The organism is Pseudomonas sp. FG-3G, assembly GCF_901007645.1.
In the GTDB taxonomy this organism is placed as follows: Bacteria; Pseudomonadota; Gammaproteobacteria; order Pseudomonadales; family Pseudomonadaceae; genus Aquipseudomonas; species Aquipseudomonas rhizophila.
In genome coordinates this window covers 77739-103748 of the sequence record NZ_CAAKGZ010000013.1, presented here as the reverse complement: position 1 = coordinate 103748, position 26010 = coordinate 77739, and the positions used below count along the sequence as shown (strand labels likewise).

Annotated in this window: 24 protein-coding genes, 4 tRNA genes and 1 pseudogene; 8 read left to right on the top strand and 21 right to left on the bottom strand. The window is 60.2% G+C overall.

All coding sequences use genetic code 11. The features are described from left to right. The first annotated feature begins 335 nt into the window (after positions 1–335). On the top strand, positions 336–2783 hold the full coding sequence (locus tag PSEUDOMOFG3G_RS06515; RefSeq protein WP_139049454.1) for an acyl-CoA dehydrogenase: 2448 nt from the start codon (positions 336–338) through the stop codon (positions 2781–2783). A gap of 88 nt (positions 2784–2871) precedes the next feature. After that, positions 2872–3279, top strand: a complete 408-nt coding sequence (locus PSEUDOMOFG3G_RS06510) for a PA2817 family protein (RefSeq protein ID WP_047228173.1) — start codon at positions 2872–2874, stop codon at positions 3277–3279. A 30-nt stretch (positions 3280–3309) separates the two neighbouring features. Here PSEUDOMOFG3G_RS06510 and PSEUDOMOFG3G_RS06505 read toward each other — a convergent pair whose 3' ends face one another. After that, the gene (locus PSEUDOMOFG3G_RS06505) at positions 3310–4266 is read right to left on the bottom strand and encodes a LysR family transcriptional regulator (protein ID WP_139049453.1); all 957 of its coding nucleotides are present in this window, start codon (positions 4264–4266) and stop codon (positions 3310–3312) included. A 163-nt stretch (positions 4267–4429) separates the two neighbouring features. Between PSEUDOMOFG3G_RS06505 and PSEUDOMOFG3G_RS06500 the strand changes: the two genes are divergently transcribed. The 4 genes from PSEUDOMOFG3G_RS06500 to PSEUDOMOFG3G_RS06485 all read left to right on the top strand — a co-directional run bounded on the left by PSEUDOMOFG3G_RS06500 (position 4430) and on the right by PSEUDOMOFG3G_RS06485 (position 7760). After that, a complete protein-coding gene (locus tag PSEUDOMOFG3G_RS06500; RefSeq protein ID WP_139049452.1) occupies positions 4430–5068 on the top strand; it encodes a LysE family translocator in 639 nt (212 codons plus the stop codon). 409 nt (positions 5069–5477) lie between these two features. Next, the gene (locus PSEUDOMOFG3G_RS06495) at positions 5478–6701 is read left to right on the top strand and encodes a type II and III secretion system protein family protein (RefSeq protein ID WP_047228170.1); all 1224 of its coding nucleotides are present in this window, start codon (positions 5478–5480) and stop codon (positions 6699–6701) included. 56 nt (positions 6702–6757) lie between these two features. After that, entirely contained in the window at positions 6758–7468 is a 711-nt protein-coding gene (locus PSEUDOMOFG3G_RS06490) for a tetratricopeptide repeat protein (protein WP_139049451.1), read from the top strand. Positions 7469–7490: 22 nt separating this feature from the next. Beyond that, positions 7491–7760 (top strand): DUF3613 domain-containing protein, encoded by a 270-nt coding sequence (locus PSEUDOMOFG3G_RS06485; RefSeq protein WP_139049450.1) that lies wholly within the window; start codon positions 7491–7493, stop codon positions 7758–7760. A gap of 591 nt (positions 7761–8351) precedes the next feature. Here PSEUDOMOFG3G_RS06485 and PSEUDOMOFG3G_RS06480 read toward each other — a convergent pair. The 12 genes from PSEUDOMOFG3G_RS06480 to PSEUDOMOFG3G_RS06425 all read right to left on the bottom strand — a co-directional run bounded on the left by PSEUDOMOFG3G_RS06480 (position 8352) and on the right by PSEUDOMOFG3G_RS06425 (position 18636). Then, complete coding sequence (locus PSEUDOMOFG3G_RS06480) at positions 8352–9317, bottom strand: type II secretion system F family protein (RefSeq protein WP_047228167.1); 966 nt, start codon at positions 9315–9317, stop codon at positions 8352–8354. A 27-nt stretch (positions 9318–9344) separates the two neighbouring features. Further along, positions 9345–10331, bottom strand: coding sequence for a type II secretion system F family protein (locus PSEUDOMOFG3G_RS06475; protein ID WP_047228166.1), 987 nt, complete (start codon positions 10329–10331; stop codon positions 9345–9347). After that, positions 10328–11761: a CpaF family protein gene (locus PSEUDOMOFG3G_RS06470; RefSeq protein ID WP_047228165.1), complete on the bottom strand. Its 1434-nt coding sequence runs from the start codon at positions 11759–11761 to the stop codon at positions 10328–10330. The genes PSEUDOMOFG3G_RS06475 and PSEUDOMOFG3G_RS06470 overlap by 4 nt, the downstream gene beginning before the upstream one ends. A 3-nt stretch (positions 11762–11764) precedes the next feature. Beyond that, complete coding sequence (locus tag PSEUDOMOFG3G_RS06465; RefSeq protein ID WP_047228164.1) at positions 11765–12985, bottom strand: AAA family ATPase; 1221 nt, start codon at positions 12983–12985, stop codon at positions 11765–11767. Next, complete coding sequence (locus tag PSEUDOMOFG3G_RS06460) at positions 12979–13473, bottom strand: TadE family protein (RefSeq protein WP_047228163.1); 495 nt, start codon at positions 13471–13473, stop codon at positions 12979–12981. Before PSEUDOMOFG3G_RS06460 ends, PSEUDOMOFG3G_RS06465 begins: the two co-directional genes overlap by 7 nt. Continuing rightward, complete coding sequence (locus PSEUDOMOFG3G_RS06455; RefSeq protein WP_047228162.1) at positions 13473–13952, bottom strand: TadE/TadG family type IV pilus assembly protein; 480 nt, start codon at positions 13950–13952, stop codon at positions 13473–13475. Before PSEUDOMOFG3G_RS06455 ends, PSEUDOMOFG3G_RS06460 begins: the two co-directional genes overlap by 1 nt. A gap of 8 nt (positions 13953–13960) precedes the next feature. Beyond that, entirely contained in the window at positions 13961–15298 is a 1338-nt protein-coding gene (locus tag PSEUDOMOFG3G_RS06450) for a TadE/TadG family type IV pilus assembly protein (RefSeq protein WP_373685065.1), read from the bottom strand. Positions 15299–15374: 76 nt separating this feature from the next. Next, positions 15375–16187, bottom strand: coding sequence for a Flp pilus assembly protein CpaB (cpaB, locus tag PSEUDOMOFG3G_RS06445; RefSeq protein ID WP_139049448.1), 813 nt, complete (start codon positions 16185–16187; stop codon positions 15375–15377). A 15-nt stretch (positions 16188–16202) separates the two neighbouring features. Next, a complete protein-coding gene (locus PSEUDOMOFG3G_RS06440) occupies positions 16203–17531 on the bottom strand; it encodes an ATPase AAA (RefSeq protein WP_047228160.1) in 1329 nt (442 codons plus the stop codon). Positions 17532–17533: 2 nt separating this feature from the next. Beyond that, a complete protein-coding gene (locus tag PSEUDOMOFG3G_RS06435) occupies positions 17534–18064 on the bottom strand; it encodes a prepilin peptidase (protein ID WP_047228159.1) in 531 nt (176 codons plus the stop codon). A 26-nt stretch (positions 18065–18090) separates the two neighbouring features. Beyond that, positions 18091–18285, bottom strand: a complete 195-nt coding sequence (locus PSEUDOMOFG3G_RS06430) for a Flp family type IVb pilin (protein ID WP_047228300.1) — start codon at positions 18283–18285, stop codon at positions 18091–18093. A gap of 156 nt (positions 18286–18441) precedes the next feature. Further along, complete coding sequence (locus PSEUDOMOFG3G_RS06425) at positions 18442–18636, bottom strand: Flp family type IVb pilin (RefSeq protein ID WP_008070254.1); 195 nt, start codon at positions 18634–18636, stop codon at positions 18442–18444. 292 nt (positions 18637–18928) lie between these two features. On the opposite strand from PSEUDOMOFG3G_RS06425, the gene PSEUDOMOFG3G_RS06420 reads away from it, so the two are divergent. Beyond that, positions 18929–19798, top strand: coding sequence for a DNA-binding response regulator (locus tag PSEUDOMOFG3G_RS06420; protein WP_139049447.1), 870 nt, complete (start codon positions 18929–18931; stop codon positions 19796–19798). Between the two features lie 59 nt (positions 19799–19857). Here PSEUDOMOFG3G_RS06420 and PSEUDOMOFG3G_RS06415 read toward each other — a convergent pair. The 4 genes from PSEUDOMOFG3G_RS06415 to PSEUDOMOFG3G_RS06400 all read right to left on the bottom strand — a co-directional run bounded on the left by PSEUDOMOFG3G_RS06415 (position 19858) and on the right by PSEUDOMOFG3G_RS06400 (position 20271). After that, positions 19858–19933 (bottom strand) — tRNA-Gly (locus tag PSEUDOMOFG3G_RS06415). Positions 19934–19936: 3 nt separating this feature from the next. Further along, positions 19937–20012: transfer RNA gene (locus tag PSEUDOMOFG3G_RS06410), tRNA-Glu, on the bottom strand. A gap of 105 nt (positions 20013–20117) precedes the next feature. Continuing rightward, positions 20118–20193, bottom strand: a tRNA-Gly gene (locus tag PSEUDOMOFG3G_RS06405). Between the two features lie 2 nt (positions 20194–20195). Continuing rightward, a tRNA-Glu gene (locus PSEUDOMOFG3G_RS06400) sits at positions 20196–20271 on the bottom strand. A gap of 371 nt (positions 20272–20642) precedes the next feature. On the opposite strand from PSEUDOMOFG3G_RS06400, the gene PSEUDOMOFG3G_RS06395 reads away from it, so the two are divergent. Then, positions 20643–21401 carry a hypothetical protein gene (locus tag PSEUDOMOFG3G_RS06395; RefSeq protein ID WP_076383820.1) on the top strand — a complete coding sequence of 253 codons (759 nt, stop codon included), beginning with the start codon at positions 20643–20645 and terminating at the stop codon, positions 21399–21401. A 79-nt stretch (positions 21402–21480) separates the two neighbouring features. Here PSEUDOMOFG3G_RS06395 and PSEUDOMOFG3G_RS28315 read toward each other — a convergent pair whose 3' ends face one another. The 4 genes and pseudogenes from PSEUDOMOFG3G_RS28315 to PSEUDOMOFG3G_RS06380 form a co-directional block, all read right to left on the bottom strand. Beyond that, positions 21481–22344, bottom strand: a complete 864-nt coding sequence (locus tag PSEUDOMOFG3G_RS28315; RefSeq protein WP_371264151.1) for a methyl-accepting chemotaxis protein — start codon at positions 22342–22344, stop codon at positions 21481–21483. Next, positions 22342–22566 (bottom strand): annotated as a pseudogene (locus tag PSEUDOMOFG3G_RS28310) (HAMP domain-containing protein); the annotation flags it as partial. The gene PSEUDOMOFG3G_RS28315 and the pseudogene PSEUDOMOFG3G_RS28310, both read right to left, overlap by 3 nt. A 989-nt stretch (positions 22567–23555) precedes the next feature. Then, on the bottom strand, positions 23556–24953 hold the full coding sequence (locus PSEUDOMOFG3G_RS06385; protein WP_076383818.1) for a PLP-dependent aminotransferase family protein: 1398 nt from the start codon (positions 24951–24953) through the stop codon (positions 23556–23558). A gap of 206 nt (positions 24954–25159) precedes the next feature. Further along, positions 25160–25921 carry an SDR family oxidoreductase gene (locus tag PSEUDOMOFG3G_RS06380; RefSeq protein ID WP_047230352.1) on the bottom strand — a complete coding sequence of 254 codons (762 nt, stop codon included), beginning with the start codon at positions 25919–25921 and terminating at the stop codon, positions 25160–25162. Positions 25922–26010 lie beyond the last annotated feature (89 nt).

Genomic DNA, 26010 nt, shown 5'->3' with positions numbered 1-26010 from the left:
GCAACGAGGCGGCGATCTTTCCCGGACCATCGAGCCCTGAGAGAAAGATAGACAGATCAAGAGATCGTCCGAACGCGGCCCGCACCTTCGGCAGCGCCTATAGGGCTTGCTTCGAGTCTATCCAAAGCCCACCCTCGGTAATAACGGCGTTTACGCCAAACAATGGCGCTTTCTCACTTTGTTAACGAACGATTTCCCACGGATGTTGCCAACCAGACTGGCGCAATGCATCCAGGGTTTCCCACGAAATCAATCACATCGCGCCGACCGCCGGTTTTGCAGATGCCGTCTAAGCTCTGAGGGTCGGTTTTGCCCTGGTTCACGGAGGATTACATATGCTGTTGTTGTGGATACTGGTTCTGGTTGTCGGGAAAGCCTGGCTGGCGCATCGGCGCACCGCCCCGCTGCCCGCGCTGGGCATCATCGCAGCCTACCTGCTGGCCATGAGCCTGTTCAGCCCCGCTCCCGGTTGGCTGATGCTGATCTTCTGGGCCGTGCTCGCCGCCGTCGCGGCCCCACTGCTGCTGCCGGACCTGCGCCGCAAGTATTTCAGCGCGCCGATGTTCAACTGGTTCCAGAAGACCCTGCCTCCCATGTCAGAAACCGAGCGCGACGCCATCGACGCCGGTACGGTGTGGTGGGACGGTGAACTGTTCAGTGGCCGGCCGGACTGGGACACGCTGCTGGCCTATCCCAAGGTGCAACTGACCGAGGAGGAACAGGCTTTCCTCGACGGCCCCACCGAAGAACTCTGCGCCATGGTCAGCGACTGGCAGATCGGTCAGGCCATGGACCTGCCACCCGCCGCCTGGGCACACATCAAGGAGCACGGGTTCTTTGCGCTGATCATTCCCAAGGAATATGGAGGCAAGGGCTTCTCCGCCTATGCCCACTCCCAGGTGGCGATGAAACTGGCCACCCGTAGCGGCGATCTGGCTTCCACCGTGATGGTCCCCAACTCCCTCGGCCCGGCCGAACTGTTGCTGCACTACGGCACCGACGAACAACGCAACCACTACCTGCCACGGCTGGCCCGTGGCGACGATATTCCCTGCTTCGCCCTGACCGGGCCACTGGCTGGCTCCGACGCCGGGGCGATGCCCGACACCGGCATAATCTGCAAGGGCGAATGGGAAGGTCAGGAAACCCTGGGCCTGCGCCTGAACTGGGAAAAGCGCTACATCACCTTGGGACCGGTGGCCACCCTCCTCGGCCTGGCCTTCAAGGCCTATGACCCCGATCACCTGCTGGGGGATGAAGAAGACCTGGGCATCAGCCTCGCCCTGATTCCCACCGACACCCCTGGCGTCAATATCGGCCGTCGTCACCTGCCCCTTGGCGCCGCTTTCATGAACGGACCGAACTGGGGCAAGGACGTGTTCATCCCGCTGGACTTTCTCATCGGCGGCCAGCCCATGCTCGGCAAGGGCTGGATGATGCTGATGAACTGCCTGTCGGTCGGTCGGTCGATTTCCCTGCCGGCTGTGGGCACCGGGGCGGCGAAGTTCACCAGCCTGGTGACCGGCCAGTACACCCAGGTACGCGAGCAGTTCAACGTGCCATTGTCGGCCTTTGAAGGTATTCAGGAGGCCATGGCCCGTATCGGTGGCAACGCCTGGATGATGGACGCCGCCCGTATGCTGACCGCCAACGCGGTGGACCTGGGAGAAAAACCTTCGGTGCTGTCGGCCATCCTCAAATACCACCTGACCGAGCGCGGTCGCGAATGCATCAGCCACGCCATGGACGTACACGGCGGCAAGGGCATCATCATGGGGCCCAACAACTACTTGGGACGCAGTTGGCAAGGTGCACCGATCTTCATCACGGTCGAAGGCGCGAATATCCTGTCACGTAACCTGATGATCTTCGGCCAAGGTGCGATTCGCTGCCATCCGTTCGTGCTCAAGGAAATGGCCTTGGCCACGCGTGAAGACAAAGACCAGGCGCTGATCGAATTCGACGGGTTGCTACTCAAACACATCGGTTTTGCCATCAGCAACGCCGCCAGCACCCTGGTGCTGAACCTGGGCCTGGGGCGTTTCGAAAGAGCCCCCGGCAACGCCTTGAGCCAGGGTTATTTCCGCGCCCTCAACCGGCAGGCGGCGGCATTCGCCCTGCTGGCGGACCTGAGCATGATGCTGCTGGGCGGTGAACTCAAACGTCGCGAACGCTTGTCGGCGCGCCTTGGGGATGTATTGAGCAACCTCTACCTCGCCTCCGCCGCGCTCAAGCGCTACCACGACCTGGACTCGCCGGACCATATGGAACCGCTGTTCACCTGGGCCATGGAAGAAAGCCTGGGCCAGGCTGAGCGGGCCCTGGACGAACTGCTGGACAACTTCCCGAACCGGGTGCTGGGTGGTCTGTTGCGCGTGGTGGTGTTCCCCTTCGGTCGTCGCCACAAAGGTCCGAGCGACAGGCTGGACGCTGAAGTGGCTGCAGTGATCGGCCGGGGCAAAGGCGACCCGACCCTCGAGGAGCTGCTGCAGGGTTGCTATCGCCCGCAATCGGTCGACGATCCGGTGGGCGCGCTGCAGCACGCTTGCGACCTGCTGGCCGCGGCTCATCCGCTGCACAAAAAACTGCACGGCGCGCTCAAACAGGGTCAGCTCAACCCCGCTCCAGGCGAACAGGTCATCGACGCAGCCCTTGAAGCCGACGTGCTACAGGCCGGCGAAGCCCAGACCCTGCGAGAGGCCGAAGCGGCCCGACGTAAAGTGATCGACGTGGATGATTTCGACAAGGAGGAACTCACGCTCGCCGAGGACAAGGTCCGCTGATCCTGTCGACCCTGTGCTCTGTGCCATGTAAAAACGGGCGCAAGCGCTTTATACTCCTGCGCCCGTTTTGCTCTTGAGGACTTATCTCGTGTCCAACGTCGTTGCCGATCACCTTGTCTTGCTTGACCACTTGCGCAGCATCCTGGTCGCCGTGGGTGAGGCAGACCAGGTTCCCGAAGAAAGCCATGCCCTGTTTCTGGAGCGCTTCGACGAATTGCGCGCGCAGTTGCCCGTTGATCCGATCGAAAGCCAGTACCTGGGCCAGGACCTGATGTGCCAGGTCATCGTCCGTTATCCACAGATCGCCCACCTGGTGCCTCGTGACCTGCTGTGGTACTTCGCCGGTGACTGCCTGCATTACATGCCCGATGAAGAAATCGCCTTGTACCAGGCTCTGGAAGAACGTCGTTTCGAAGCCGAGCAAAATGACGAACCCTTCGACTGGAACCAGGAAAAGCAATTGCTGGCGATGTCGGATCAGGACAGCAAGCACTGATTGCGATCAGTCATGCAAAGGCCCGCACGGTTAATCCGGCGGGCCTTTTTTGTGGCCCGCCTTGTTCAAAGTGGGCTCCTTCTCCAGGCACTCCACCAGATAATCAATGAACACCCGCAACTTCGGCGGCAGGTAACGGGTGGGCGAATGCAGCAGCCACAAACCACCCTGGTAAGAGGCCAGGAACGTCCAATCCGCCAGCACCTGCACGATCAAGCCTTGCTCCAGCGCATGACGGGCGGTGAAGTACGGCAAGCTGCCGATGCCAATGTGCTGCAAGACAGCTTCCAACCGCACGCCCGTATGATTGGCGGCATAACGTCCGCGCACGCCCACATGGACGGACTTGGTGCCTTTCTTGAATTTCCAGCGAGCGTCGTGTGGGGTTTCTCCCAGGTAGATGCAACTGTGCTCCAGCAGGTCGTGGGGATGCTCGGGGATGCCGTGTTCGGCCAGGTAGCGCGGCGTGGCGCAGAGCAGGTGGTCAATGGTCAACAACTGACGTCCCACCAGCCCGACCGGCGGCTGGTCGGTGATCCGCAGCGCCAGGTCAACGTGATCGTCGATCAGATCGACCTGTCGATCCTCCAGCAGTAACTCCACATCGACCTTGGGGTAACGACGCAAGAACTCGGCTATGTGGGGATGAATGACAAAGCGCCCCACCGCCTTGGGCACGCTGACCCGGATCCGCCCCTCGGCTTCATGGGCGAACTGGCCACTGATTTCCATCACCGATCGGGCGGCGGCGACCATTTCCCGACAACGCTTGAACACTTCTTCCCCGCCATCGCTCAAGCGCAGCTTGCGGGTGGTGCGTTGCAGCAATCGGGTCGCCAAGGCTTTTTCCAGACGCGAGATGCTTCGGCTGACAGCCGACGGTGACACGCCTGATTGCCTGGCCGCTTCGGAGAAACTGCCGGTCTCCACGACCTTGACGAAAATGGCCATTTCGGCGAGTAAGGCCAGTGATTGATTTGTGCTCATGGAGCAAAAGCCCTGTGAAATTTGAACGGATTATCATCAATTTACACACAACTTATAATCCCGCACACATTCCGATGCGGGTATGAAATATCTGCACCTGAGCCTTTTCTCTTTTTAATCGGTTAGCGCCGCGATGCCTCGCCCCTGACCGTTCGGAGTTGAAATGCTATCGAGCTACCTGGGCGAATTCCTGGCCCTGGCCACCGTTCATTTTCTTGCGGTGGTCGCACCCGGCCCTGATTTCGCCGTGACGATCCGCCAAAGCGTCCGTTTTGGCCGCTGGATCGGGATCTGCACAGCGTTGGGCATAGGCGCCGGTATCTCGGTGCATGTGATCTACACCTTGCTCGGGGTGGGTGCGCTGATGCACACCTTCCCCTGGTTACTGATGGTCGCCAAGGTGGTGGGTGGTGCCTACATTCTTTACCTCGGCGTCAGCCTGCTGCGCAGCAGACCCAAATCCACGCTTGAAGGTGAACACCCCATCGCTCAAAACGCTGCTCGGCAAACGCCATTCAAAGCGTTTGTCACCGGGTTTCTGACCAACGCCACCAACCCGAAAGCCACGCTGTTTTTCCTGGCCATCTTCACCACCCTGATCAGCACCAGCACACCGCTGCAGATCCAGGCGTTGTACGGGGTCTGGATGTGCCTGGTGAATGCCCTGTGGTTTGTCGTCGTCGCGTTGTTTTTTTCCAGCGCCCGGGTACGGGAAGTGTTCATGCGCATGGGTCATTGGTTCGAACGGACCATGGGCGTCATCCTGATTCTGTTTGCCGGGCGGTTGATCCTTTCGCTGTAAATACGTCCCGAAATCGCACAAAAGACAAATTATTGACGGAGACTTTGCCGAGAATTTCCCTCCCGTCACTTTTTAGTCGTTTTTTTTGTTTATGGCGTGGCGCTTTGCCATGCATGAACTACCTTCAAAAAGAAGCGGGCACGGCGGTGAATAAATCACCCCCTAGGGCGACCCGATCAACACCGGTCACCCCTGCTCGTCACCCCGGTATCGCGGGGCTCAAACAGTTTTTTCGAAAGCTGCCTGCCATTCAGTCAGGCCGGTGGGATGCGCTCGCTCGCTTGTAGCGACGAGGCGGTCACCACCACCGCTCAATGGTCTGGTGCAATACAAGGGGCAGCCCGGGCCCCTTAAGTGATCCGAGGCATTTGTTAAGCCTAGGGACGGCCTCTCTGTCGAGGATCACTTCATGAGCTATCGTACCCCGCCCGCTTTAAAGCACTTGATCCATGGTCTGTTCTGGATGGGCCTTGGCCTGGAAGCGGCCCAGGCCGCAACGGCAAATTGTGCTCAGTTGGACAATTTGCCGGCGACCTTCGAGGTTGGCCAAGGGCTTCAGAACGAATTGCGTATCCTGGCCCCCGTAACGAAGCTGGCAGTGGGCGACCCGAAAATTGCCGACGTGCAACCCAGCGGCAGCGATGCCTTCATCCTTACGGGCCTGGCGCCCGGGGCCACCAGCCTGATGGTCTGGACGGCCTGCTCAAAAATCCCCCGCCAGAGCATGATCTTCGTCAAAGGCAGAGCCACCTCGGCACTGACCAGCGCCGCGAGCGTACCCTCCGAAGACCCCATGCTGCTTGCCCAAGTGCAGACTGACATCCGTTTCGTCGAAGTCAGTCGGACCAAGCTCAAGGAAGCTTCAACCTCTATTTTCGGCAGCCGTGGCAACTTCCTGTTCGGCGCGCCGAGAACCCTGCCCACCATCGGTGGCGTGGTGCGGCCTTCATTGCCGGTCAACAACGACATGTTCAACCTGTCCTTTGCCACCGGACAAACCCTGCTGATGATCAATGCGCTGGAAGGCAGTGGCTTTGCCTACACCCTGGCGCGGCCGAGCCTGGTGGCCCTGAGCGGGCAGAGCGCGAGCTTCCTGGCCGGCGGCGAAGTGCCGATCCCGGTGCCCAGTGCCGGCAGCGACAACGTGTCCATCGAGTACAAGGAATTCGGTATCCGTCTGACCTTGACGCCCACCGTCGTCGGAACCAACCGCATCATGCTCAAGGTGGCACCGGAAGTCAGTGAACTGGATTTCACCAACGCGGTGAACATCGCCGGCACGCTGGTTCCGGCGCTCACCGTACGCCGTACCGATACCAGTATTGCCCTGGCCGATGGCGAAAGCTTTGTCATCAGCGGCCTGATCAGCACGCGTAATGCCTCTCAGGTGAACAAATTACCGGGGTTGGGCGATGTTCCGATTCTCGGTGCGTTCTTTCGCGATAACTCCATCAATCGCGAAGAACGCGAGCTGCTGATGATCGTCACGCCGCACCTGGTCCAACCCTTGGCCGCCGACGCACAACTACCGACGTTGCCGGGCGAACAGCTGCGCAATTACGACCCGAACTTCTACCGCATGTACTTCCTTGAAAACGGCGAGTTCGACAACCGTAACGGGCTGTCCCAATGAGCCGGGGCCTGAGGTGCAAGCGTCCACGTGTTCAACCTGATACGAGGAGACATTCAATGAAAGCGGTGATCGCGATAGCCGCAACGGTGCTGCTGGTCGGCTGCGCCAGCAACGGCGTGGCTTCACGTCCGACCAGTTGCATCAAGCCAGGCTCCGATCAGGAACTGGCGCTGAACCTGGCCGATGACATGGCCAATGACGGACGTTTGTATGCCAGCCTGGCGAACCTCGAAGGTCTGCCGGAGGATCTGGTCCAGGTCCGCCTGCGCAAGGCGCGAGTGCTGCGTCTGATGGGACGTAACGAGGCAGAGCCGTTGTACCAGAGCCTACTCGGCACTTGCCTGGCCGCTGATGGCGAGCATGGCCTCGGCCAGTTGGCTGCCGCCAGGCATGATCATGCTGGCGCCACCGAACACCTTGAGCGCGCTGTGAAAATGTCCCCCACCGAAGGAAAAATCCGCAATGACCTGGGAGTTGTCTATCTCAATCAGCGACGGATCCCTGAAGCCCGCTTCGAGTTCATGACCGCCATGGAGCTCAGACAGTCAGACTCGCTGGCCGCCTTCAACATGGTGACGCTGCTGATTTACCAGGACAACTGGAAGCAGGCAGCCGAACTGGCAAACATGGCCAACCTGAGCCCCAAACAAGTGGCAGATGCTCAAGCCCGGGCGGAAAAAATCAGAGGCTCGGCCCCTACCGGGGCGACATCCCCCGCGAACCGCTTGAGCGATGTGGCCGACGCCTCATCCGATGCGGTCAAGTAGCGCCATACGAGGAGTCCAAGAGATGAAAACCAGACAATTGTTGATCGTGTGCATGACTTGCCTGTCCGCCACCGCCTGGGCCATTGAACCCGGGCCCTCTTCGGCTGCGCAACAGGGCACGGAGAGCTGGATGCAGCTGCAGATTCGCGGGGTGGTGGCCTCAACCCACCTGCAAACCGCCTCGGCCGCCGAACGGGAATTGGCCATGCAGCGCTGGCTCAATAGCTTCAATTACCCGATCCCGGAATTCTTCGAACAGGACTCGGGTGGGGAAATCACCAGCAGCAACTGAAACACAGTGGAAAACAAAAGATCGCAGCCTTCGACAATACCTACATCCGATCCGGTGTAGGCCTTTTCGAAGGCTGCGATCTTTTGCTCTGCCTTGCATCACGCCGAACGCGCCTGTTTGTGGCGCGGGGCCCTATCCCCCGCGGGAGTGCGCAGCCCTTCAGGAAACAACCGCCCATGCGAACTGAGTCTTGCGCGGGTCCGGCCAATGGGTGAGACGCCAATCCCCGGTTTCAGGACCGCTAAGCGGCCCAACGGGGATCAACCCTCTCGCCACGGGCGTTGGAGTTCGGTTGGGTATGGACTTCGATCGTTCCCACGCTTCTGCGTGGGAATGTCGCCAGGGACGCTCCGCGTTCCGCTTCTGGAAGGTGACGCAGAGCGTCACGGGATGCATTCCCACGCAGAGCGTGGGAACGATCAAAAACCCTTGTGTGCCTGGCTGAGTGTTGGCTTTCAGACTGTCACTATCGTGGCGAGGGAGCTTGCTCCCGCTGGGCTGCGCAGCAGCCGCAAACCGGGGCTGCAGCGCTGCTCGAGCGGGAGCAGGCTCCCTCGCCACAGGCTTGTACAACCGGGACCGTATGCCCCTCTACATATTTCCAAAGGCCCTGAACACGCCAATCATGGCGGGGCCGATGGCGACCAGGAAGAAGCTTGGCCAGAGGCAGAAGATCAGCGGAAAGATCAGCTTGGTACCGATTTTGGCCCCCATTTCCTCGGCCGCCTGGGTGCGCCGGTCACGAAACTCATCAGCGTAGATACGCAGGGTATCGGCCACGCTGGTGCCGAAGCGGATGCTCTGGGCCAACAGGCTGACCAGCCCCTGGATATCATCCAGGCCGGTGCGCAGGGCCAGTTGCTTGAGAGCGTCGGTGCTGGTGATACCCGCGCGGATCTGCGCGTTCACCAGGGCCAGCTCTTCGGCCAGCTCAACCTGGCTGACCGACATCTCTTCGGCCACCCGTTCTATGGTGGTGGGCAGAGCCAGGCCTGACTCGACGCACACCACCATCAGGTCCAGCGCATCGGGAAATGCCGCCCGCAGCCGCGCTTGTCGCGCCTGCTTACGCTTGCCGACGTACAGCGCCGGCAGCAACCATCCGATACCCGCCATCAAGGTCGCCACCAGCAAACCGACAATCAAGGACACCTTGATCAGCGGCAGCAGCAGTAACGTAACGCCAAGCAGCAGCAACGGCAGCATCAGGCGCACGGCCCAGTACATCTGCACCGCCGATGCGGAACGGTAGCCGGCGTGTGTGAGCAGGGTCAGGGTGGCGCTGGCCTGGGCCGGGTCAGTCGCTGCGAACCGCTGGCCGACCCGCTCCAGCAAGAGTTGCAGGTTACCTGGCGCCTCCTGCCCTTGCGTGCTGCCGGAATATCCCCGTTTGATCAGCGCCAGACGCCGTTGCACCGGGTCCTGCAGGCCGAGCATCAGCAAGATCATGGCGACGACCGCCAGTACCGTACTGAGACCGATCACGGCGATGAACAACAGCCGTGCCGCCTCCTCGTTTCCCGTAAACCGACTGAACAACCCGAGCAGAAAATCCATGACTGATACCTCTCGCCGCAAGGGCGCTTAAACCTGGATCCGGATGATTTTTCGGATCCAGAGAATCCCCAGCAACATGGCGCCGAACGCGAACATGATCAGCTTGTGGCCTATAGGGTCGTTGATCAGCACCGGCATGTAGCTGGGGCTGGTGAGCACAATGGCGATCGCCAGCACGAAAGGGATCGCCACCAGCACCCAGGCCGACATGCGCCCTTCCGCCGACAAGGTCCGGATCTTGCGCTGGAAGCGGAAGCGTCCGCGGATCAAGCGGCTCAGGCGCTCCAGCACTTCGGTCAGATTGCCGCCGGTTTCGCGGTGGATAAGTATGGAGGTCACCAGCATCATCACCGTCATGCTCGGCATGCGCTCCAACAGCCCGAGCATGGCCCGGCGCACATCGTTGCCATAGTTGATGTCGGCGAAGGTCATGCCGAACTCCTGGGCGACCGGCCCCCTGTGCTCCTCGGCAACCAGGCGCAGGGTTTCGTTGAACGGGTGCCCGGCGCGCAAGGCCCGGCACATGGCGTCCAGCGCATCCGGCAAGCCTTCCTCGAAGGCGGCGAAGCGCTTGCTACGATCACGCATGATCTTCAGCACCGGCAGCCAGGTCACCGCAAAGGCCGCCAGCAGCGCCATCCACCACACCGGCCAGAACATCAACACCACGGCACCGGCCGCTACGCCCAGGGCCAGGCCGAGCGCCATTACCCGATAGGCCCGGTATTCGTGGCCGGCCTGCTCGATCAACTGGGTCAGGTTGGCCATGAACGGCAATTGTTCAAGCCGGGCTTCCAGGGGCGACAAGCGTGTCAGGTACTTCTGCCGCAACACGGTCTGCATGTTGGGCAGATGGTTGGCTTTCTCCAGCACATGCAGGCGCCCACGGATGCGCTTGCGCATTTTGCCGGCCTCGCCGAACACCGGCACCACCACGCCCTGGGACAGGAGGAAGACGGCGATGAACACCATGGCGAGAAAAATCAGGATGAACTCACTGGGGATGTTGTTCATGACGTCCGAGCCTCCATCCACTCAGGGCGGAACAGGGTCAGCGGCAACTCGATGCCGCGCCTGGCCAACACGTCGCGAAAGGCCGGGATCATGCCGCTGGGCCGATAATCCCCCAGCACCTCGCCGTTTTCCCCGATGCCTTGGCGAGTGAAAGAGAAAATTTCGGTCATGGTGATGATCTCCCCTTCCATGCCGTTGATCTCTTGCATGCTCACCACACGACGTTTGCCGTCTTCTTGACGCTCCAGCTGGATCACCACATCGATGGCAGAGGCAATTTGTTGACGCATGGCCTTGATCGGAAAAGTCGCGCCGGTCATCGACACCATGTTCTCGATTCGCCCCAAGGCATCGCGCGCGGTATTGGCGTGGATTGTGGTCAACGAGCCATCGTGGCCGGTGTTCATGGCGGTGAGCATGTCCAGCGCTTCGGCGCCGCGCACTTCGCCGATGACAATGCGGTCCGGACGCATCCGCAGGCTGTTGCGCACCAGTTCCCGCTGGCTGACCTCGCCGCGCCCCTCGATGTTCGAAGGACGGGTTTCCAGGCGCACCACGTGAGGTTGCTGCAGTTGCAGTTCGGCCGAGTCCTCGATGGTAACGATGCGTTCGTTGTGAGGGATGAAACTGGACAGTACGTTGAGCATGGTGGTCTTGCCACTGCCGGTGCCGCCGGAAATCAGCACATTCAAGCGCCCACGGACAATCGCCTTGAGCAACAAGGCAATGGCTGGGGTCATGGTGCCCACCTGGATCAGGCTGTCAGTGTTGAGCAGGTCCACCGCAAAACGACGGATCGACATGCTCGGACCGTCGATGGCCAGTGGCGGGATGATTGCGTTGACCCGCGAGCCGTCCTTGAGCCGGGCGTCCACCAAAGGGGACGACTCGTCGATACGCCGGCCCAGGCTGGAGACGATGCGATCAATGATGTTCAGCAGATGCTGGTCGTCGCGAAAGCGCACGTCGGTTCTTTGCAGCTTGCCGAAGCGCTCGACATAGACCGAGGCAAAACCGTTGACCAGGATGTCGGACACGCTATGGTCGGCCAGCAACGGCTCCAAAGGCCCCAGCCCGAGCACTTCGTCGGTGATCTGCTTGATGATCAACTGACGGCTGGCGGAGCTTACCGGCGCCGAATGCTCATCGAGCAAACGCTGGCAGATATCGCGTATCTGCCTCGCCGCCTCGGCCTGCTCGAGGGAGTCGAGCAAGGACAGGTCCATGACCTTGAGCAGTTGCTGGTAGATTTTTTCCCGCCATTGGGCTTCCACCGGGGTGACCTGACTACGGGTTTCGTAGAGCACGTCGGGGATGGCATGCTCCCAGGCCATCAATTGCTCTGTCGGATCCGGCAGGCTGTCGCCAGCCAGTTCAATGGCCGGTTTACCGGACTGTTTACGCAAGCGGTTGCGGAAGTCGCTGATCATGGGTCATCCCCCGAAAAAACGGTTGAAGGCACGTTTGAGCAGGCCTTTGTCTGCGGCCATCTGGTGACCGACCAGGTCTTCGGTCAAATCGCGCAGGGCAACGGTGATGGCCGCCCTCGGCGCATGCAGCCCCAACGGCACGCCAGTGTTCTGACTCTGGCTGACCAGGTTGAAGTCATTGGGTAATTTCGACAGATTGGTGCACCGCAGGGCTTCTGCGACATCCTTGAGGCTGACCGCAGCCGCCTTGTCATAGCGGTTGACCACCACCTGCAACTGGTCCCCGCGCACGCCCAGGTCCTCGCGAAGAATCCGCACCAGGGCGCTGGCATCGCGCAGATGGCTGACGCTTTGTTGAACCACCACGTAGACCCGGTCGACCTGCTCCAGCACAGAGCCGGTGAGGTGGTCGATCTGACGCGGCAGGTCCACTACCACCCAGTCATAGCTGGCACGGGCCAATTGCAACAAGGCGTCGAGTTGTTCCGGCTGGGCGTCCTGTGGCAGGCACAACTCGCCGCTACGGCCACCTAGCACGTGCAAGGTCGGACTGAAGTGGCTGCAAAAACCCCGCAGGGCGATACTGTCCAGGTCCTCGACCTGTTGCAGCACTTGCAGATGGCTATGGGACTGGGCCACATCCAGATAGTGGGTCACGCTGCCAAATTGCAGGTCCATATCCAGCAGCAGAGTGGTACCTGCCTGGGCGCTGAGTTGCTGGGCCAGGTTGCAGGCCACCAGCGTTGCACCGGAACCACCCTTGGCGCCGATCACGGCGACCAGCTTGCCTTCGGCGCCGTGGCCGACGCGGACCTCCGCAACCAGACGATTCAGGGCGGCCACCAGTTCCGTCTCGGCGAAAGGCTCGGGCAGCACGTCCCGGGCACCGGCCTGCATTGCCAGCCGCATGCCTTCCTGCTCGCCCATCAGACCGCACACCAGCATCGGTGGACGCTCATGGGCAGGCCGCTGCAGCAACGCCGCCAGCTCTTCGCGCCACAAGTGGCTGACCCGCAACAACAGCAGATCGGGCATTCGCTCCAGGCCATAGAGCGGATCGACATGGCCGTTGCTCACCAGGCGCGTGCTCACTTCCAGGCAAGGCATGCGCTGGCAGACGCATTGCAAGTCGCGCAGGGACGAAGCGTCACGGCTGCTGATCAGTAACCGCAGCCCGGCTTTGCCGGTGACGGTCGACAGTGGAGTTTCCCTGGTATTCAGCATGGTGTGATCTCCCCGGAATCGGAATGACGCCCAAGGCTTTCGCGTGGCAAGGTCGCCCTGAATGTGGGCAAGGTAATGGGCACGCCAAACCCAGGAATGAACAGATTGAAAACGAAGTTCTGCACGCTCAACTGGACGTAACGGATAGCGCGGAAGCCGTTGGCGCTGACCGTGTCGGCGGGGTTCGCCACCACCGCGCCGTTCACATCCAGATAGGTCAGCGCCAGGTTCGAGGTGGCGAGGCTGCTGATCAATTGGCTGGTGCCTGCGTCCGTCGCGGCGTTGAAGATGGCCCGGCGCAACACCACCGGATCGTTGATGTTGCACACCGCCGCCAGACGCGCACCGCGCCGCGCGGCCTCATCCAAGGCATTGGCGGTGAAATACAGCCGGCCCATCTCCACCACGCCAAACAGCAGGATGAACACCAGCAGGCCAACGAAGGCGAACTCCACGATATAGGTGCCTTGCATGTGCTTGTTGTTCATCACAACGCCCTCATGACGGTGGTCGCGACCAGTGGGATACCCAGCGCAATGGCACTGCCGAAAAAACCGGGAATTGTTCCGCCGCAATTGCCCGCTCCAATCACCGGGCAAAAGGTGTAGGTGATGGTGACACGCACATGGTCAGCCCCCACCGCCGCGACCTCCACGTTAGCCGTGGTCAACCCGGCCACCACAGCGGTGCCGGCCTGGCTCGGGGTGCCATACACCGCGACGTTTTTCGTCTGGGTCTGCAGCGTGTTGTTCAGGGCAATGGTGCCCAGGGTGGTATTCCAGGCCTGGCTGGCGACGAATCGATTGGCATCACGGCTGGCCTGTAGCAGCACGTTGTATTGGAAGAGCATGCGGCCGAACTCGCCAAAAGCCAGCAACAGCAGCAGCAACAACGGCAGCACCAGGGTGAATTCCACCAGCGCCACGCCTTGCTGGGCCTGCGCGGGTTTGAAATGGGCAAGTCTCATGACGCCTCCTACGAGTCGGTGCTCGGAGTGCCGCTGCCGTTGAGATAGGTTTTGTAGAGCTGAATGACCTGCGGCCCGGTATCGCTGACCGGCGTGGGGCCGGGCACATTATCGCCTTCGCATTCCTGGACGAACTGACCAAAAATAATGGAGTCCGAACCTCCGCCATTCACCGGTTGCACGACGAAATAGCAGCCAAAACCCAAGACAGGAATCGAGGTAGAACCGCTCAGTTTGCCGGTGCAGTCACCAATCACGATCTTGAGCATCCGCCGTTCGAAAACCCCGTTGCTCTCACAGCCATTGCCAGCTCCGGCCACACAGGCGGCAACCGCTGTTCGCCAGTCGTTGTAGTCCAGTATTGCCTCGCCGCCGGCCGAGAGATCACCGCTGCTCGAAGTAATGGGCTGTCCTTTGTATTGCGCCTGGGAGAGCGAATCGTTATAGGTCATCGCCGGGTTGCTCGAAGTGGTGACCAGGTCGGGTGGATAGTCCGAAGAACTGACCGGACCGTTATAGATACCGAATCGCGTGTTCAAGCCCTGGGAAGTTGGGCCGGCTTTGTTGCCCGGTGCGGTCTGGACGTTGTCCCCGACACTGCGGCAGACCGAACCGCCGCCCGCCAGGTCTTCGCGCACGGCACTGCCGCCGGAGCCGAAATCGAGCAGTTGGAAATTGCCCGGGCCAATGGGCGACGTGTTGCCCGCGGCCGTCTTCAGCACCGTCAGGTCGCCAAAGCGGTAACTCCAGAAATTTCCGGCAGCCGGGTCGTATTGGCTGGTGTCGCCGCAGACCATCAAGGGCGCCAGATCACACGGAGCCGTCGGGCTGGGGCCTGCGGTGGCGATCGCCGCCACGGCCTTGTTGCCCAGGCCGGCACTGCCCATCGTTTGAACGAAACTCCAGAAAAAACCGCTCAACCGATAGCTGGACACCGACACTCGCACGTATTTGGCATCCGCCGGCCCGGGATAGGAGAACGGGCCATAAACGCTGCTGGCCAGCTCCACTGCGGCGAACGCAGCCGGATTGCCGGCGACAGCGGTTGCCAGTTCAGCGTTGCCCGCAGCGTCGGCATTGCGTGTCAGCGTGTCCAGGGCAGCGGCCCGAGTCGTGCTGGCCATGTTGAGCCCTCCCGTCACCTGGCTCAGGGTCTTGGCGCCGCTCAGGGCCGCGGCATCCACGGCATTTTGCAGACGGGTCTTGTTCAGCAGCATGTGTCCGCCATCCAGGGCCAATGCCGCCATCATGGAAATCGCCATTAACGCGATCACCATCAATACACTCACTGCTCCTTCCTGGCGCCGAGACGTCGCAGTGACAGGCTGCCGGATACTGGGATTCATGATCGAGCCCTCGTTTGCCGACACGTGAGGATCGGCATCGCCATGGCCGAAGGGACCAGGCATTTTTCTACGCGTTTCAGTGAACGTTGACGACGCTGCTTTCAACTCCACGGATCACCGTGATCCCGCTGGCCTGCGCTTTGGGGCTGCGCTGCACCACGGGCTTTGGCACCGCAGCAGTCGCCACCGCCATCACCGGAGCCGGAGGGGGCGCCATGACCACGGTTTTTTTCTCCAGGTTCAGCGGGTTACGCAAGGCCAGTTGCAACTTGCCTTCGGTCTGCGCAGTCACCAGGGCCTCCGCTTCAGTGGCCGACATTTCCAGCGTCACGGCCCTTACCACCACCGGCTGGGTCTTGTCGGTGCCCGCCGTCTGATCCACCGCCAGCACCCGCAGGTTTTCAAGAATGGTCCGGGACACGGCGTTGTTACTGCCGGCGCTGGTGGTCTTGGTTGCCAGCACGTCGACCCGGTTCCCCGGCAACAGGAACCCACCCACACCGACCACATCATCGACCCGTACCGATATGGCGCGTTTGTCAGGATCGATCAGAGACGCCAGGGTGCTGCCACCCAGGTGCTCACTCAGACGCGCGCCCCGCACGATGTCACCGCGCAGAATGTCGAACGTTGCGATCTTGCCCACGGCCTGTTCGCTGGAGTCAAAGGCATCGTCCGGGATCGTATCCATGGGCATGCGCACGGTCGTGACCTGTTGGGCCTCGACCATTTGCCCGAAGGGAATTGGTACGGTGGCGACCACCACACTTCGCAAGTGGTCATCGGGTTTGGCGTTAAGTCGTGCGCTCAGCCAGGAGTCAGCCATCCATGCGGCACCCAGGCCCATTACCAGGGAAACGCCAATCAGCGAAAGCGTACGAGAGCTCATGTCGGTATCTCCGATTCAAAGGAAGTCGAGCTGAACGAAGTAGTTGTGCCAGGCCCATTCCAGCTCTTGCGGCAACAGGGGCCCGGAACCGCCCAGGTAACGCTGGCGGTCGAGCGCCATGTTCAACAGGTCACGGGGATGGCAAGGCACCAGCGGCATGCCCTCGCCGGCATAAAGCTGCTGCAGCACATAGCGCACCAGCAGCGGGTCATGGGGAATGCCCAGACGTTCGCACTCCTGGCGCCAGATGCGCTCGTATTCTTCGGGCTTGAGGTAACCGAACTGCACCTTGTAGCCAATGCGGCGCAGAAAGGCCTCGTCAGCCAGTTCCAGGGGGTTGAGGTTGGTGGAAAACACCAGGACCAGATCGAACGGCAATTCGCAATGGCGACCGCCGCCCAGGTTGATGAAGTCGCGCTTTTCTTCCATCGGCACGATCCAGCGGTTGAGCAATTCGGCCGGCGCCATGCGCTGGCGTCCCATGTCATCGATGATGAACAGGCCGTTGCTGGCCTTGAGCTGCAACGCGGCCTGGTACTGGCGAGTAAAGGGGTCGTAGCGAACATCCAACTGCTCCATGTTCAACTCGCCGCCCGTGATGACAATCGGGCGTTTGCAGCACAGCAGCCGACGGTCGATGCCTTCATTGAGCATCAGATTGTTCGATTGACTCTTGTCATCCAGGCGCTGATGCACTTGCGGGTCATAGATCTCGATCACCGACTCATTGATGACGATGGCATGGGGCACCCAGATGGCCTCGGCGAACAGCCGGATAAGACGACTGCTGACATAGGTCTTACCCGTGCCCGCCGGGCCGTAAATCATGATCGCCCGCCCTGAATTCAGTGCCACACCCAACTGATCGAGCATGCCTTGCGACAGCACCATGCCGGCCAGGGCCCGTTGCATGTCGGTGGCGGTGATACGCCCATGGTGAATGGTCTGGATCTTGATCAGGGACCGATAGCTACTCACCGGAAAAGGTGCCGCACCGATATAGCCACTGCGAGACAGGGCATCGCGGGCGGCACTGCGGCCACGTTCGGTCAGGCCGTAACGCAAGGCCTGCACACTTGTTTGCCCGAGCTGGCCGAGCACTTCGACACGACCGTCCTTGCGCAGGAACGCCAGGACTTCTTCCAGTACCGCGCCGGTCAGCGCCAGGCGTTCCACCAGCCGCGGCAGGTCCAACACACCGGCGTCGTGCAGATGCTTGCAGACCAGCTCGCCGAGAAAACTGTCGGTCAGGCCGGTGTCTTGAATCGTGCATGGCTGAGGTGCCAGGCGTTGCACCGCTTCCCGTTCACTGGGGTAGGCATCACTATCGTTGATGACGTGCATGACTAGACTCCCCAGCCATCGGCAATCAGCTGCCAGTAGACGCTGTTCAAGGTGCCGATCAGGATCGCGATCGAATAAGGAAAAGGTTTGCCGGCCACTTCATCCGCGGTAGGTGCCAGGTAAGCCTGGGCCCGCACAATCAGCCAGTAACGCTGGAGGGTCTGGAGCAACTGACCGCGGGCCAGCACGATCAGAAAACCGCACACGCCACCAGCAATCAGGCTGAACAGCGCAGCCCACAATGCGTAATGAACCGGCAGGAAACTGCCCACCATGGCCATCAACTTGACGTCTCCGGCGGCCATGCCACCCACCGCATACATGGGCAAAAACAGCGCAAAACAGACCAGCATGCCCAGCAGGCTGTCGCCCGTTCCGCTGATCCCGCCTGTATAAGTCTGACCGGCCAAACCCAAGGCCAGGCCCAACAGGACCAGCGTGTTGGGGATGCGGTGGCGAAGCAAATCGCTCACCACCGCCACACCCAGCAGTCCTAGCAGCAGCACCGTCGACACCAGCAATTCCATGGACATGGCGCGTCTCCCTGTTGCAGTTATCGTTAGCAGGCCACGTTGCCGTTGACGGCCTGGCACAGCGCACGGATCTTGGTGTCCACCGCGCCGCCCAGAAGAACGAAGGCTGCCGCCACCAACACCGTGATCAAACCTCCCGCGACGGCGTATTCCACAATGGTCAGGCCATCTTCATCTTTGGCGAACCGGCTGATCGAAGTTCTTATTGTGTGCAGAGTCATTTTTTTCACCTCACCTTTGAATAAAGGTTGTAACGCCATGAACTGAGTTGTCGGGGACAACGCCAAGTCCATTTGAATGAATCGTTGTACTCACAGCAAAAGAGTCGCAAGCGAGGCTTCCTTGAAAGCGGCCGTGTCCCCGCGCAGTTATCGCTATCAGCAGGCAACGTTGCCGTTGACGGCCTGGCACAGCGCGCGGATCTTGGTATTCACGGCACCGCCCAGAAGAACGAAGGCGGCGGCCACCAACACCGTAATCAACCCACCGGCCACGGCGTATTCCACAATGGTCAGGCCGTCTTCATCTTTGGCGAACTTCAGCACCGAAGCCTTGATTGTTTGAAGAGTCATTTTGCGCACCTCATCAGGGTTGTTTTCAGAGGCAGTACATTTGCAACTGCCTGATGCAACCCTAGTCAGCGGGTAGGGATAGCCGTTAGGAGGATTTTGCACATCGCTAGGATTATTTTGCGGGGGGAGCCAGGCATGCCTTGCGATTGCAACTCGCAACGATTCGCGCTCTGGCGTTCTGAGCATACGGCGCTTAAAAAACCGGCTTTTTATAAAAAATTATTCGGCGAAGTGATGGCACATTGGCAATACTGCTAGCTTAAGGGCAGTCGCAACGCTGAGTGGTAAGCACATGCCATCGAATCTGACTAGAAAGCCAAAGCTGTTGTGGTTCGATCTGACTCACGATCGGTCCACCCCGGAACTTGTCAGCCAGTTCGAGGACACTTGCGACTGCACCCAGGCAAAAGATGCCCTGCTGCCCGGCGGGGAACAGGCGGACATGATCTGCATCCATTTCGATCGCCCGGATACGCCGGGCCTGAGGCGGTTGCTGGAGATCAAACGCACCGTCCCTGCCACTCCCATCACCATGTTCACCGTGCAGCACTCCGAAGAACTGGCCGTCTGGGCCATGCGCTCGAGTGTGTGGGAATACATGGTACTGCCCCTGTCAGCCACAGAGAGGAAGCGCTACCTGACTGCCCTGGTGCAATTATGCGAGTTACGCCGCCACACCTGTGGCCCGCGCAAGACTTCGTTGATCGACCACGCGCCAACCCTGCCAGACAGCATCCGCCTGACCTCGGGGCACCAGAAACACCAGGCCCTGAGCCATATCATGCTGTACATCGACCAACATTTTCGCGACAGCATCGATCAGCGGGACCTGGCCAAGCGATGCGGTATGACCACGTTTCGCTTCAGCCGCGTGTTCAAGGAAGCCAACGGGCTTGGCTTCACCGATTACGTGCTGAACAAACGCATGAGCTTTGCCAAGGAACTGCTCGACAATAGCCAGATGCCTATCACCAGCATCGGCTATGAGGCCGGGTTCAAGGATCCCTCCTACTTCGCCCGCGCCTTCAAGCAGTACGCCAACTGCACACCCAGTGAATACCGCCTGGCGCGGCAGATGCGAACAGTGATTCCCGCTCCCGATCTGCCGGAAAACGAGCGTGCAGACGCACTTGAGAGCCTGGTGGAGAGCCTCGAAGATTGAAGCGCGCTTTTTCACGGACGAAAAAAAACGCCGCTCAATGAGCGGCGTTTTTTTGAATTTGGAGCGGGAAACGAGACTCGAACTCGCGACCCCGACCTTGGCAAGGTCGTGCTCTACCAACTGAGCTATTCCCGCAAATGGCGTCCCCTAGGGGACTCGAACCCCTGTTACCGCCGTGAAAGGGCGGTGTCCTAGGCCACTAGACGAAGGGGACACGCTACCCGGAACACATGGTGTGTGTTCCAGTACCCAGATCCGTACCCGAAGATATCGGTTCTGGTTTCACTCAGCCCTGCCCGAAGGCAACGCTGTTTAAAATTGGAGCGGGAAACGAGACTCGAACTCGCGACCCCGACCTTGGCAAGGTCGTGCTCTACCAACTGAGCTATTCCCGCATTGGCGTCCCCTAGGGGACTCGAACCCCTGTTACCGCCGTGAAAGGGCGGTGTCCTAGGCCACTAGACGAAGGGGACACACGTACAACATTCACTGCTTATCGCGTTTGGCTAAGTGCTTTACGCTGTAAGTGGCGCGCATTCTATGGATGGATTGCTGGGTCGTCAACCCCCAGATATAAATTTATTTAAATCAATGACTTCGCCCGGTTTAGGGGCTGTTCGCACATTTTGCCCGTCCGGTCTCTGGCGCCTATATTCTGTCATCCGCCAAGACGTTATAGTCGTGTCCGACAAATAGTGGCAATGTGCATCCATATTCGCCGCACTTCCATACGCAGCGCCACGCCTGTCTAATCGCATCGCACAGGCCTATGCGCTTAAAAGCCAAGCCACTACACTCTTGATATGCGAACCCCAATAAAGAGGTCTTACCGGTGACACCACTCATGATCACCCTGCTCGTCGTAGCCGGGATCGCACTGTTGATCGCCATTGGCTACATGAACCATGTGGTGGAAAACAACAAGCTGGAAAAGGCCCGTACCAAGATTGAACTCAACGACCGCTTGCGTCGTTGTGGCGAGCTCACTGAAACCTTTCCCGGACAATTGATGACCCCGGCCCTGAAGCTGTTGATCACGCGTCTTGAGATCAACGTCTGTCAGCGCCTGCTGAACCTGGAGAAAACCAATACGGCGGTCAAGGCGCGCCTGGACGAACTGAATGCGCTGGCCGCACAGGGTGAATCGATTCCGGTGAACAACCCACCGGCACCGATCCAGACCGAAGCCAAGGCCAAGGATGTGCGGTTTCTGCTCGAGGCCCTTCATGGTCAGATTACCCGCGCCGCCCAGGATGGTTTCCTGCCGCCCAACGAAGCCAAGCGCTGGATCCGCGAAGTGCGACACATCCTGGTGCTGTTGCACATCGAGTTCTTCAATAATCTCGGCCAACACGCCTTGCAGCAAGAACAACCGGGGCAGGCCCGCCTGGCGTTCGAACGGGGTGTGCAGTACCTGCGCAAGCAACAGGAACCGCAGGTCTATGCCGAACAACTGGACTACCTGGAAAAACTCCTGGCCCGCGCCAATGCCATGGTTCTGGCCAGCACCCAGCCAGTCGAAGGCGAAGTCAACCAGTTGACCGAAGGGCTGAAGGACGCCGAAGTAAACGACGAGTGGAAGAAGAAGAAGGTTTACGACTGATATTCGGGTTAGGCTCTCAAGCCTGACTCCTGTGTAGCGAGGTGATTTATCCCCTCGCTACACAGGGTCCGTCGACAGCTCACAGCCTGAAATGCCCCACCATCCCCTTGAGCTCAACCCCTAGCTGCGCCAGCTCAATGCTCGACGCGGCATTGCCCTGCATCGCCAGGGAAGATTGATCGGCACTGGCGCGGATGCTGGTGACACTGCGGTTGATCTCTTCAGCCACCGAACTCTGTTGCTCGGCCGCCGCCGCAATTTGCTGATTCATCTGCTGGATCAGCGACACCGCCGCCGCAATGCTCCCCAGGGCGCTTTCGGTTTGCAGGGCATCACTGACCGCCATCTTCACCAGCTCGCCACTGCTCTGGATCTGCTGCACGGAGGTCTGGGCTGCTGAGCGCAAGGCGCTCACCAGGCGTTCGATTTCCTCGGTGGACTGTTGCGTGCGCTTGGCCAAGGCCCGCACTTCATCGGCCACCACCGCAAAGCCCCTGCCCTGCTCACCGGCCCTGGCCGCTTCGATGGCCGCATTGAGCGCCAGCAAGTTGGTCTGCTCAGCCACGCTCTTGATCACGCTCAACACCGTGCCAATGTTCTGGATCTCAGCGCTGAGGCTTTCGATACTGCTGCTGGCTGAAGTGGCCGAGTCGGCCAATTGTTCAATGCGCACCATGCTCTGACGCACCACCTGCTGACCGCTTTCAACCTTATCGTCGGCGGTCTGGGCCGCTTGGGCCGCCTCTTCGGCATTGCGCGCCACGTCGTGCACGGTGGCGGTCATCTGGTTCATGGCCGTGGCGACCTGTTCGGTCTCCTCCTTCTGGCTGCTGACCTCCAGGTTGGTCTGCTCGGTCACGGCCGACAGCGATTGGGCGGAGTTGGCCAACTGTTCGATACCGGCCTGCAAACCGCTGACGATACTGCTCAGGCCCGCCCCCATCTGTTGCATGGCGAGCATCAGTTGACCGATCTCATCCTGGCGCGTCACCTGCACCGTTGCACTCAAGTCGCCCGAGGCAATCTGCTGTGCAACACGGATGACGCTGCGCAACGGCCCGACGATCAACCGGGTAATGACCCAGGCCGCAATCAGTCCCACCAGCAGCGCCAGGGCCGACGAGCCGATGATCAGCAGCGAATTCTTCTTCAGTTCCGTCTGCATGGCACCATCCTCGGCGGTGTAAGCCTGGTCAACCCGCTCCACTACCTGGGAGGCACGCTCGTGCAGTTGCTGGTAGACGATTTTCTCCTGGGCCAGCAGGCCGGTGTATTCAGCGAGTTTTTCGTTGAAACCAGCGATATGCCCGGCCACTTCGTTAAGCACGGTCTGGTATCCCGGGTCCTTGACGGTGGTCTTGAGCACCTCGGCCTGCTTCATGGCTTGCTCGGCCTGTTCGATAGTGCCCTGCCCGCCCTCTTCAGAACCTTTGCGGCTTTGATCCAGGCGTACCCGCGCTTCGTTCATGGCCTGCAACATCAACCGTGACACTTCGCTGACCTGATTGGCTTGCTCGATGAACTCGCCGCCCTCCTTGCCTTCGGACTCTTTCAGGGTATAAGCGCCATCATCTGCCAGGCCCGCTTGCAGCACATCCAGGTTATTGGCAACGCTGGACACTGACCAACTGGCCATTTCCAGTGCCAGATCCTTGCTCTGGCTCAACTCGACGAATTCGTCGAACGCCTTGCGATAAGCCGCCAAGGCTTGCTCCACGTCGTTCATCACCGGCACGTTGGCCGCCGATTGCGCCTTGAGCTCGTTGGCCTGGGCAATCAGTCCGTCCACGCCCAGCCGCAAGGCATCGACCGTTTTCGGGTCCGAGCGCAAGGCGTATTCCTGCTCAAGCAGGCGGACCTTGAGCAAGCCGCTATTGAGGGATGACATCTGTTTCAGGCCATCGAAACGATAGCTGATGGTCTGCAGGGACCAGACACCGATGGCCGCCACCACGGCGGTAAGCAGCAGCACCAGGACAAACCCCAGGCCCAGTTTCTTTGCCATACCCAGGTTGGCAAAACGTCTTTGCACGGCCGAAATCATTGCGCCCAGTCCTCTGCCAGTGTGTGTTGATTGCAGATTCGCAACGAGATGCCCTGTAACACAAGATGCTGGCGTCGGAATAATGGCAAAAAGCTACAGCGCCGTCGTTTTCAGGACAATTGAGGTCGATCCAGAGCCGCCGCGCGGAAGAATGCCTGGGCCCTCGAATCGCAGGCGTGGGCCACGTTGATCCGCAGCCAGTCGCTGACAGCACCCGACGGGCTGAACGCTGTACGAGAAGAAAGCACCACACCGAACCGCTTGGCCAAGCGCTGCAATGCAGCGTAGTCGCATAACGGTGGACGCGCCCAAATGAACAGTCCGCCGGCCGGCCTGCCAAACACTTCCCAATCCGCATCCTCCAGCACCTGCAACACCGCTGCCATGTCGGCACTCAAACGCTGGCGCTGACGCTGGACCAGTTTGCGATAGGCGCCGCTGGCCAGAAGATTGGCCAGCACTGACTCACAGAAGCGTGAACTGCCCATGCTGGTAATGCCCTTGACGTCCCTCAAGCGTGCGATGACAGACGATCCGGCCACGACGAAACCGACTCGCAATGAGCTGCTCAGGGTTTTCGAGAAGCTGCCCACGTACACCACGTCGGTATCCAGCGCTGCCAGTCGGGTCCGGGTTGAGTTCTGGAAGTCGGCATAGACATCGTCTTCGACCACCAACATGGCGTGCTTTTTCGCCAGTTGCAGCAGTTGCTGGGCCACGACCGGGGCCAGGCTGCTGCCGGTCGGGTTGTGGCAGGCGCTGTTGACGAACAGAGCGCTGGGCCGATGCGTCGCCAAGAGACATTGGAGTGCATCGACGTCCGGGCCGCGCGGAGTCCTGGGCAGTTCGATCATGTCGATGCCATGAAACCTGAGCAGGTCGAACAGCTTCGAATACCCCGGACTCTCCACCACAACGCAGCATCCAGGCTCAAGCAGTGTGCGCACAATCAGGTCCAGACCGTGGGTCGCGCCCGTGGTGGTCAGGATCAGGTTTTTATCGGCGTGGATATTGAATTGTTTCAGGCGCCTGGACAGTTGCTCCCGCAGAGCGGGCAGCCCCATCGGCGTACTGTAACTGAACAGCCCTGCCATATCGGTGCGGGTGACCTGACGGATCGCGTAGCCCAGATCATCGCTTTCGCGCCAACTCTCGGGCAGCCCGCCACAGCCCAGCGTCAGTTCCCACTGCGAACTATGGGGCACGCTTTCCTGGGTGATCTGCGTGTCTTCCAGCCAGTCTTTGTCGGAGGGCTCGTAGCTGGACGACGGAGGCGGCGCGACAAAAAAACCCGAACCATGGCGCGCCGCCAACACCCCTTGGGCCACCAGGCGTTCACACGCCTCGTTGACACTGGACTGACTGAGCAAATTCTCCCGGGCCAATTGGCGAATGGAGGGCAGTCGGGTTCCCGGTTGCACCGCATCCTGTCGAATCCAGCCGGCCAGCGCGTCGACAATTTGCTGCACGACAGGCACCAGGGCCTGCCGGTCGATTCTCAACTCCATGAGTAACCAAGCTCCTAAGCAACTGTTTTATCTCTGGAAACAGTTAAGCACAGGCCGTCTCTGGACGATGTACGACAACGTCACCAAAACGGTCGATTCTCACCCTTTGAAACACATTCAGGGGCTGACACGGGGCATTTTTAACCCCCAAAGAAAAAGCCCACAACAAGTGCGGGCCTAGTCCTACACGCTAAATACAACGTTCTTCAGAAAGCCGTGACGCCGCCGTCCACCGCCAATGAATGACCGGTGGTGAATGCAGCGCCATCGCTGCACAAATACAGCACCGCGCTGGCGATCTCCTCGACCTTGCCGATGCGTCCTACCGGGTGCATGGCGTTGGCGAACTCACCTTTTTTCGGATCCGCTTCATAGGCACGACGGAACATGTCGGTGTCGATTACCGCCGGGCAAACCGCGTTCACGCGGATTTTCTTCTTGGCGTATTCAATCGCCGCCGATTTGGTCAGGCCGATCACCGCGTGCTTGGACGCTGCATAAATGCTCATCTTCGGCGCCGCCCCCAGACCCGCCACCGAGGCGGTATTAACGATGGCACCGCCCCCTTGGGCCAGCAGCAAAGGCAATTGATACTTCATGCACAGCCAGACGCCCTTCACATTGACGCCCATGATGGCGTCGAACTCATCGAGGGTGCCGTCGGCCAGCTTGCCCTTTTCGATTTCGATCCCGGCGTTATTGAAGGCGTAATCCAGGCGGCCATAGGCATTGATTACTTCGCTCATCAGGTTCTGCACGTCGCTTTCCAGCGTTACGTCGCAGCGCACGAACAGCGCTTCACCGCCCGCCTCGCGAATCGACTGCACTGTGCCTTCGCCGCCCGCCACGTCCAGGTCGGCCGCCACCACTTTCAGGCCCTCTGCCGCAAATGCCTGGGCGGTCGCACGGCCAATGCCCGCGGCTGCGCCCGTGACCACGGCGACCTGTCCGGAAAACGTCATGCTCATTGTCAAATCCTCGAAGAGTGCGGGAGATGACGCCAGTCTAGTCACAGGTCCGGACGATGCGGCAGCACTATCCAATTGCCGTTTGAGTA

Coding starts and splice junctions, on each gene's coding strand:
- PSEUDOMOFG3G_RS06440 (WP_047228160.1), bottom strand. CDS start 17,531: ATGCACGTCATCAACGATAGTGATGCCTACCCCAGTGAACGGGAAGCG.
- PSEUDOMOFG3G_RS06515 (WP_139049454.1), top strand. CDS start 336: ATGCTGTTGTTGTGGATACTGGTTCTGGTTGTCGGGAAAGCCTGGCTG.
- PSEUDOMOFG3G_RS06385 (WP_076383818.1), bottom strand. CDS start 24,953: ATGGAGTTGAGAATCGACCGGCAGGCCCTGGTGCCTGTCGTGCAGCAA.
- PSEUDOMOFG3G_RS06460 (WP_047228163.1), bottom strand. CDS start 13,473: ATGAACAACAAGCACATGCAAGGCACCTATATCGTGGAGTTCGCCTTC.
- PSEUDOMOFG3G_RS06505 (WP_139049453.1), bottom strand. CDS start 4,266: ATGAGCACAAATCAATCACTGGCCTTACTCGCCGAAATGGCCATTTTC.
- PSEUDOMOFG3G_RS06465 (WP_047228164.1), bottom strand. CDS start 12,985: ATGCTGAATACCAGGGAAACTCCACTGTCGACCGTCACCGGCAAAGCC.
- PSEUDOMOFG3G_RS06430 (WP_047228300.1), bottom strand. CDS start 18,285: ATGACTCTGCACACAATAAGAACTTCGATCAGCCGGTTCGCCAAAGAT.
- PSEUDOMOFG3G_RS06475 (WP_047228166.1), bottom strand. CDS start 10,331: ATGAACAACATCCCCAGTGAGTTCATCCTGATTTTTCTCGCCATGGTG.
- PSEUDOMOFG3G_RS06480 (WP_047228167.1), bottom strand. CDS start 9,317: ATGGATTTTCTGCTCGGGTTGTTCAGTCGGTTTACGGGAAACGAGGAG.
- PSEUDOMOFG3G_RS06395 (WP_076383820.1), top strand. CDS start 20,643: ATGATCACCCTGCTCGTCGTAGCCGGGATCGCACTGTTGATCGCCATT.
- PSEUDOMOFG3G_RS06455 (WP_047228162.1), bottom strand. CDS start 13,952: ATGAGACTTGCCCATTTCAAACCCGCGCAGGCCCAGCAAGGCGTGGCG.
- PSEUDOMOFG3G_RS06420 (WP_139049447.1), top strand. CDS start 18,929: ATGCCATCGAATCTGACTAGAAAGCCAAAGCTGTTGTGGTTCGATCTG.
- PSEUDOMOFG3G_RS06500 (WP_139049452.1), top strand. CDS start 4,430: ATGCTATCGAGCTACCTGGGCGAATTCCTGGCCCTGGCCACCGTTCAT.
- PSEUDOMOFG3G_RS06490 (WP_139049451.1), top strand. CDS start 6,758: ATGAAAGCGGTGATCGCGATAGCCGCAACGGTGCTGCTGGTCGGCTGC.
- PSEUDOMOFG3G_RS06425 (WP_008070254.1), bottom strand. CDS start 18,636: ATGACTCTTCAAACAATCAAGGCTTCGGTGCTGAAGTTCGCCAAAGAT.
- PSEUDOMOFG3G_RS06470 (WP_047228165.1), bottom strand. CDS start 11,761: ATGATCAGCGACTTCCGCAACCGCTTGCGTAAACAGTCCGGTAAACCG.
- PSEUDOMOFG3G_RS06435 (WP_047228159.1), bottom strand. CDS start 18,064: ATGTCCATGGAATTGCTGGTGTCGACGGTGCTGCTGCTAGGACTGCTG.
- PSEUDOMOFG3G_RS06450 (WP_373685065.1), bottom strand. CDS start 15,298: ATGAATCCCAGTATCCGGCAGCCTGTCACTGCGACGTCTCGGCGCCAG.
- PSEUDOMOFG3G_RS06380 (WP_047230352.1), bottom strand. CDS start 25,921: ATGAGCATGACGTTTTCCGGACAGGTCGCCGTGGTCACGGGCGCAGCC.
- cpaB (WP_139049448.1), bottom strand. CDS start 16,187: ATGAGCTCTCGTACGCTTTCGCTGATTGGCGTTTCCCTGGTAATGGGC.
- PSEUDOMOFG3G_RS06485 (WP_139049450.1), top strand. CDS start 7,491: ATGAAAACCAGACAATTGTTGATCGTGTGCATGACTTGCCTGTCCGCC.
- PSEUDOMOFG3G_RS06495 (WP_047228170.1), top strand. CDS start 5,478: ATGAGCTATCGTACCCCGCCCGCTTTAAAGCACTTGATCCATGGTCTG.
- PSEUDOMOFG3G_RS28315 (WP_371264151.1), bottom strand. CDS start 22,344: ATGGGGGCGGGCCTGAGCAGTATCGTCAGCGGTTTGCAGGCCGGTATC.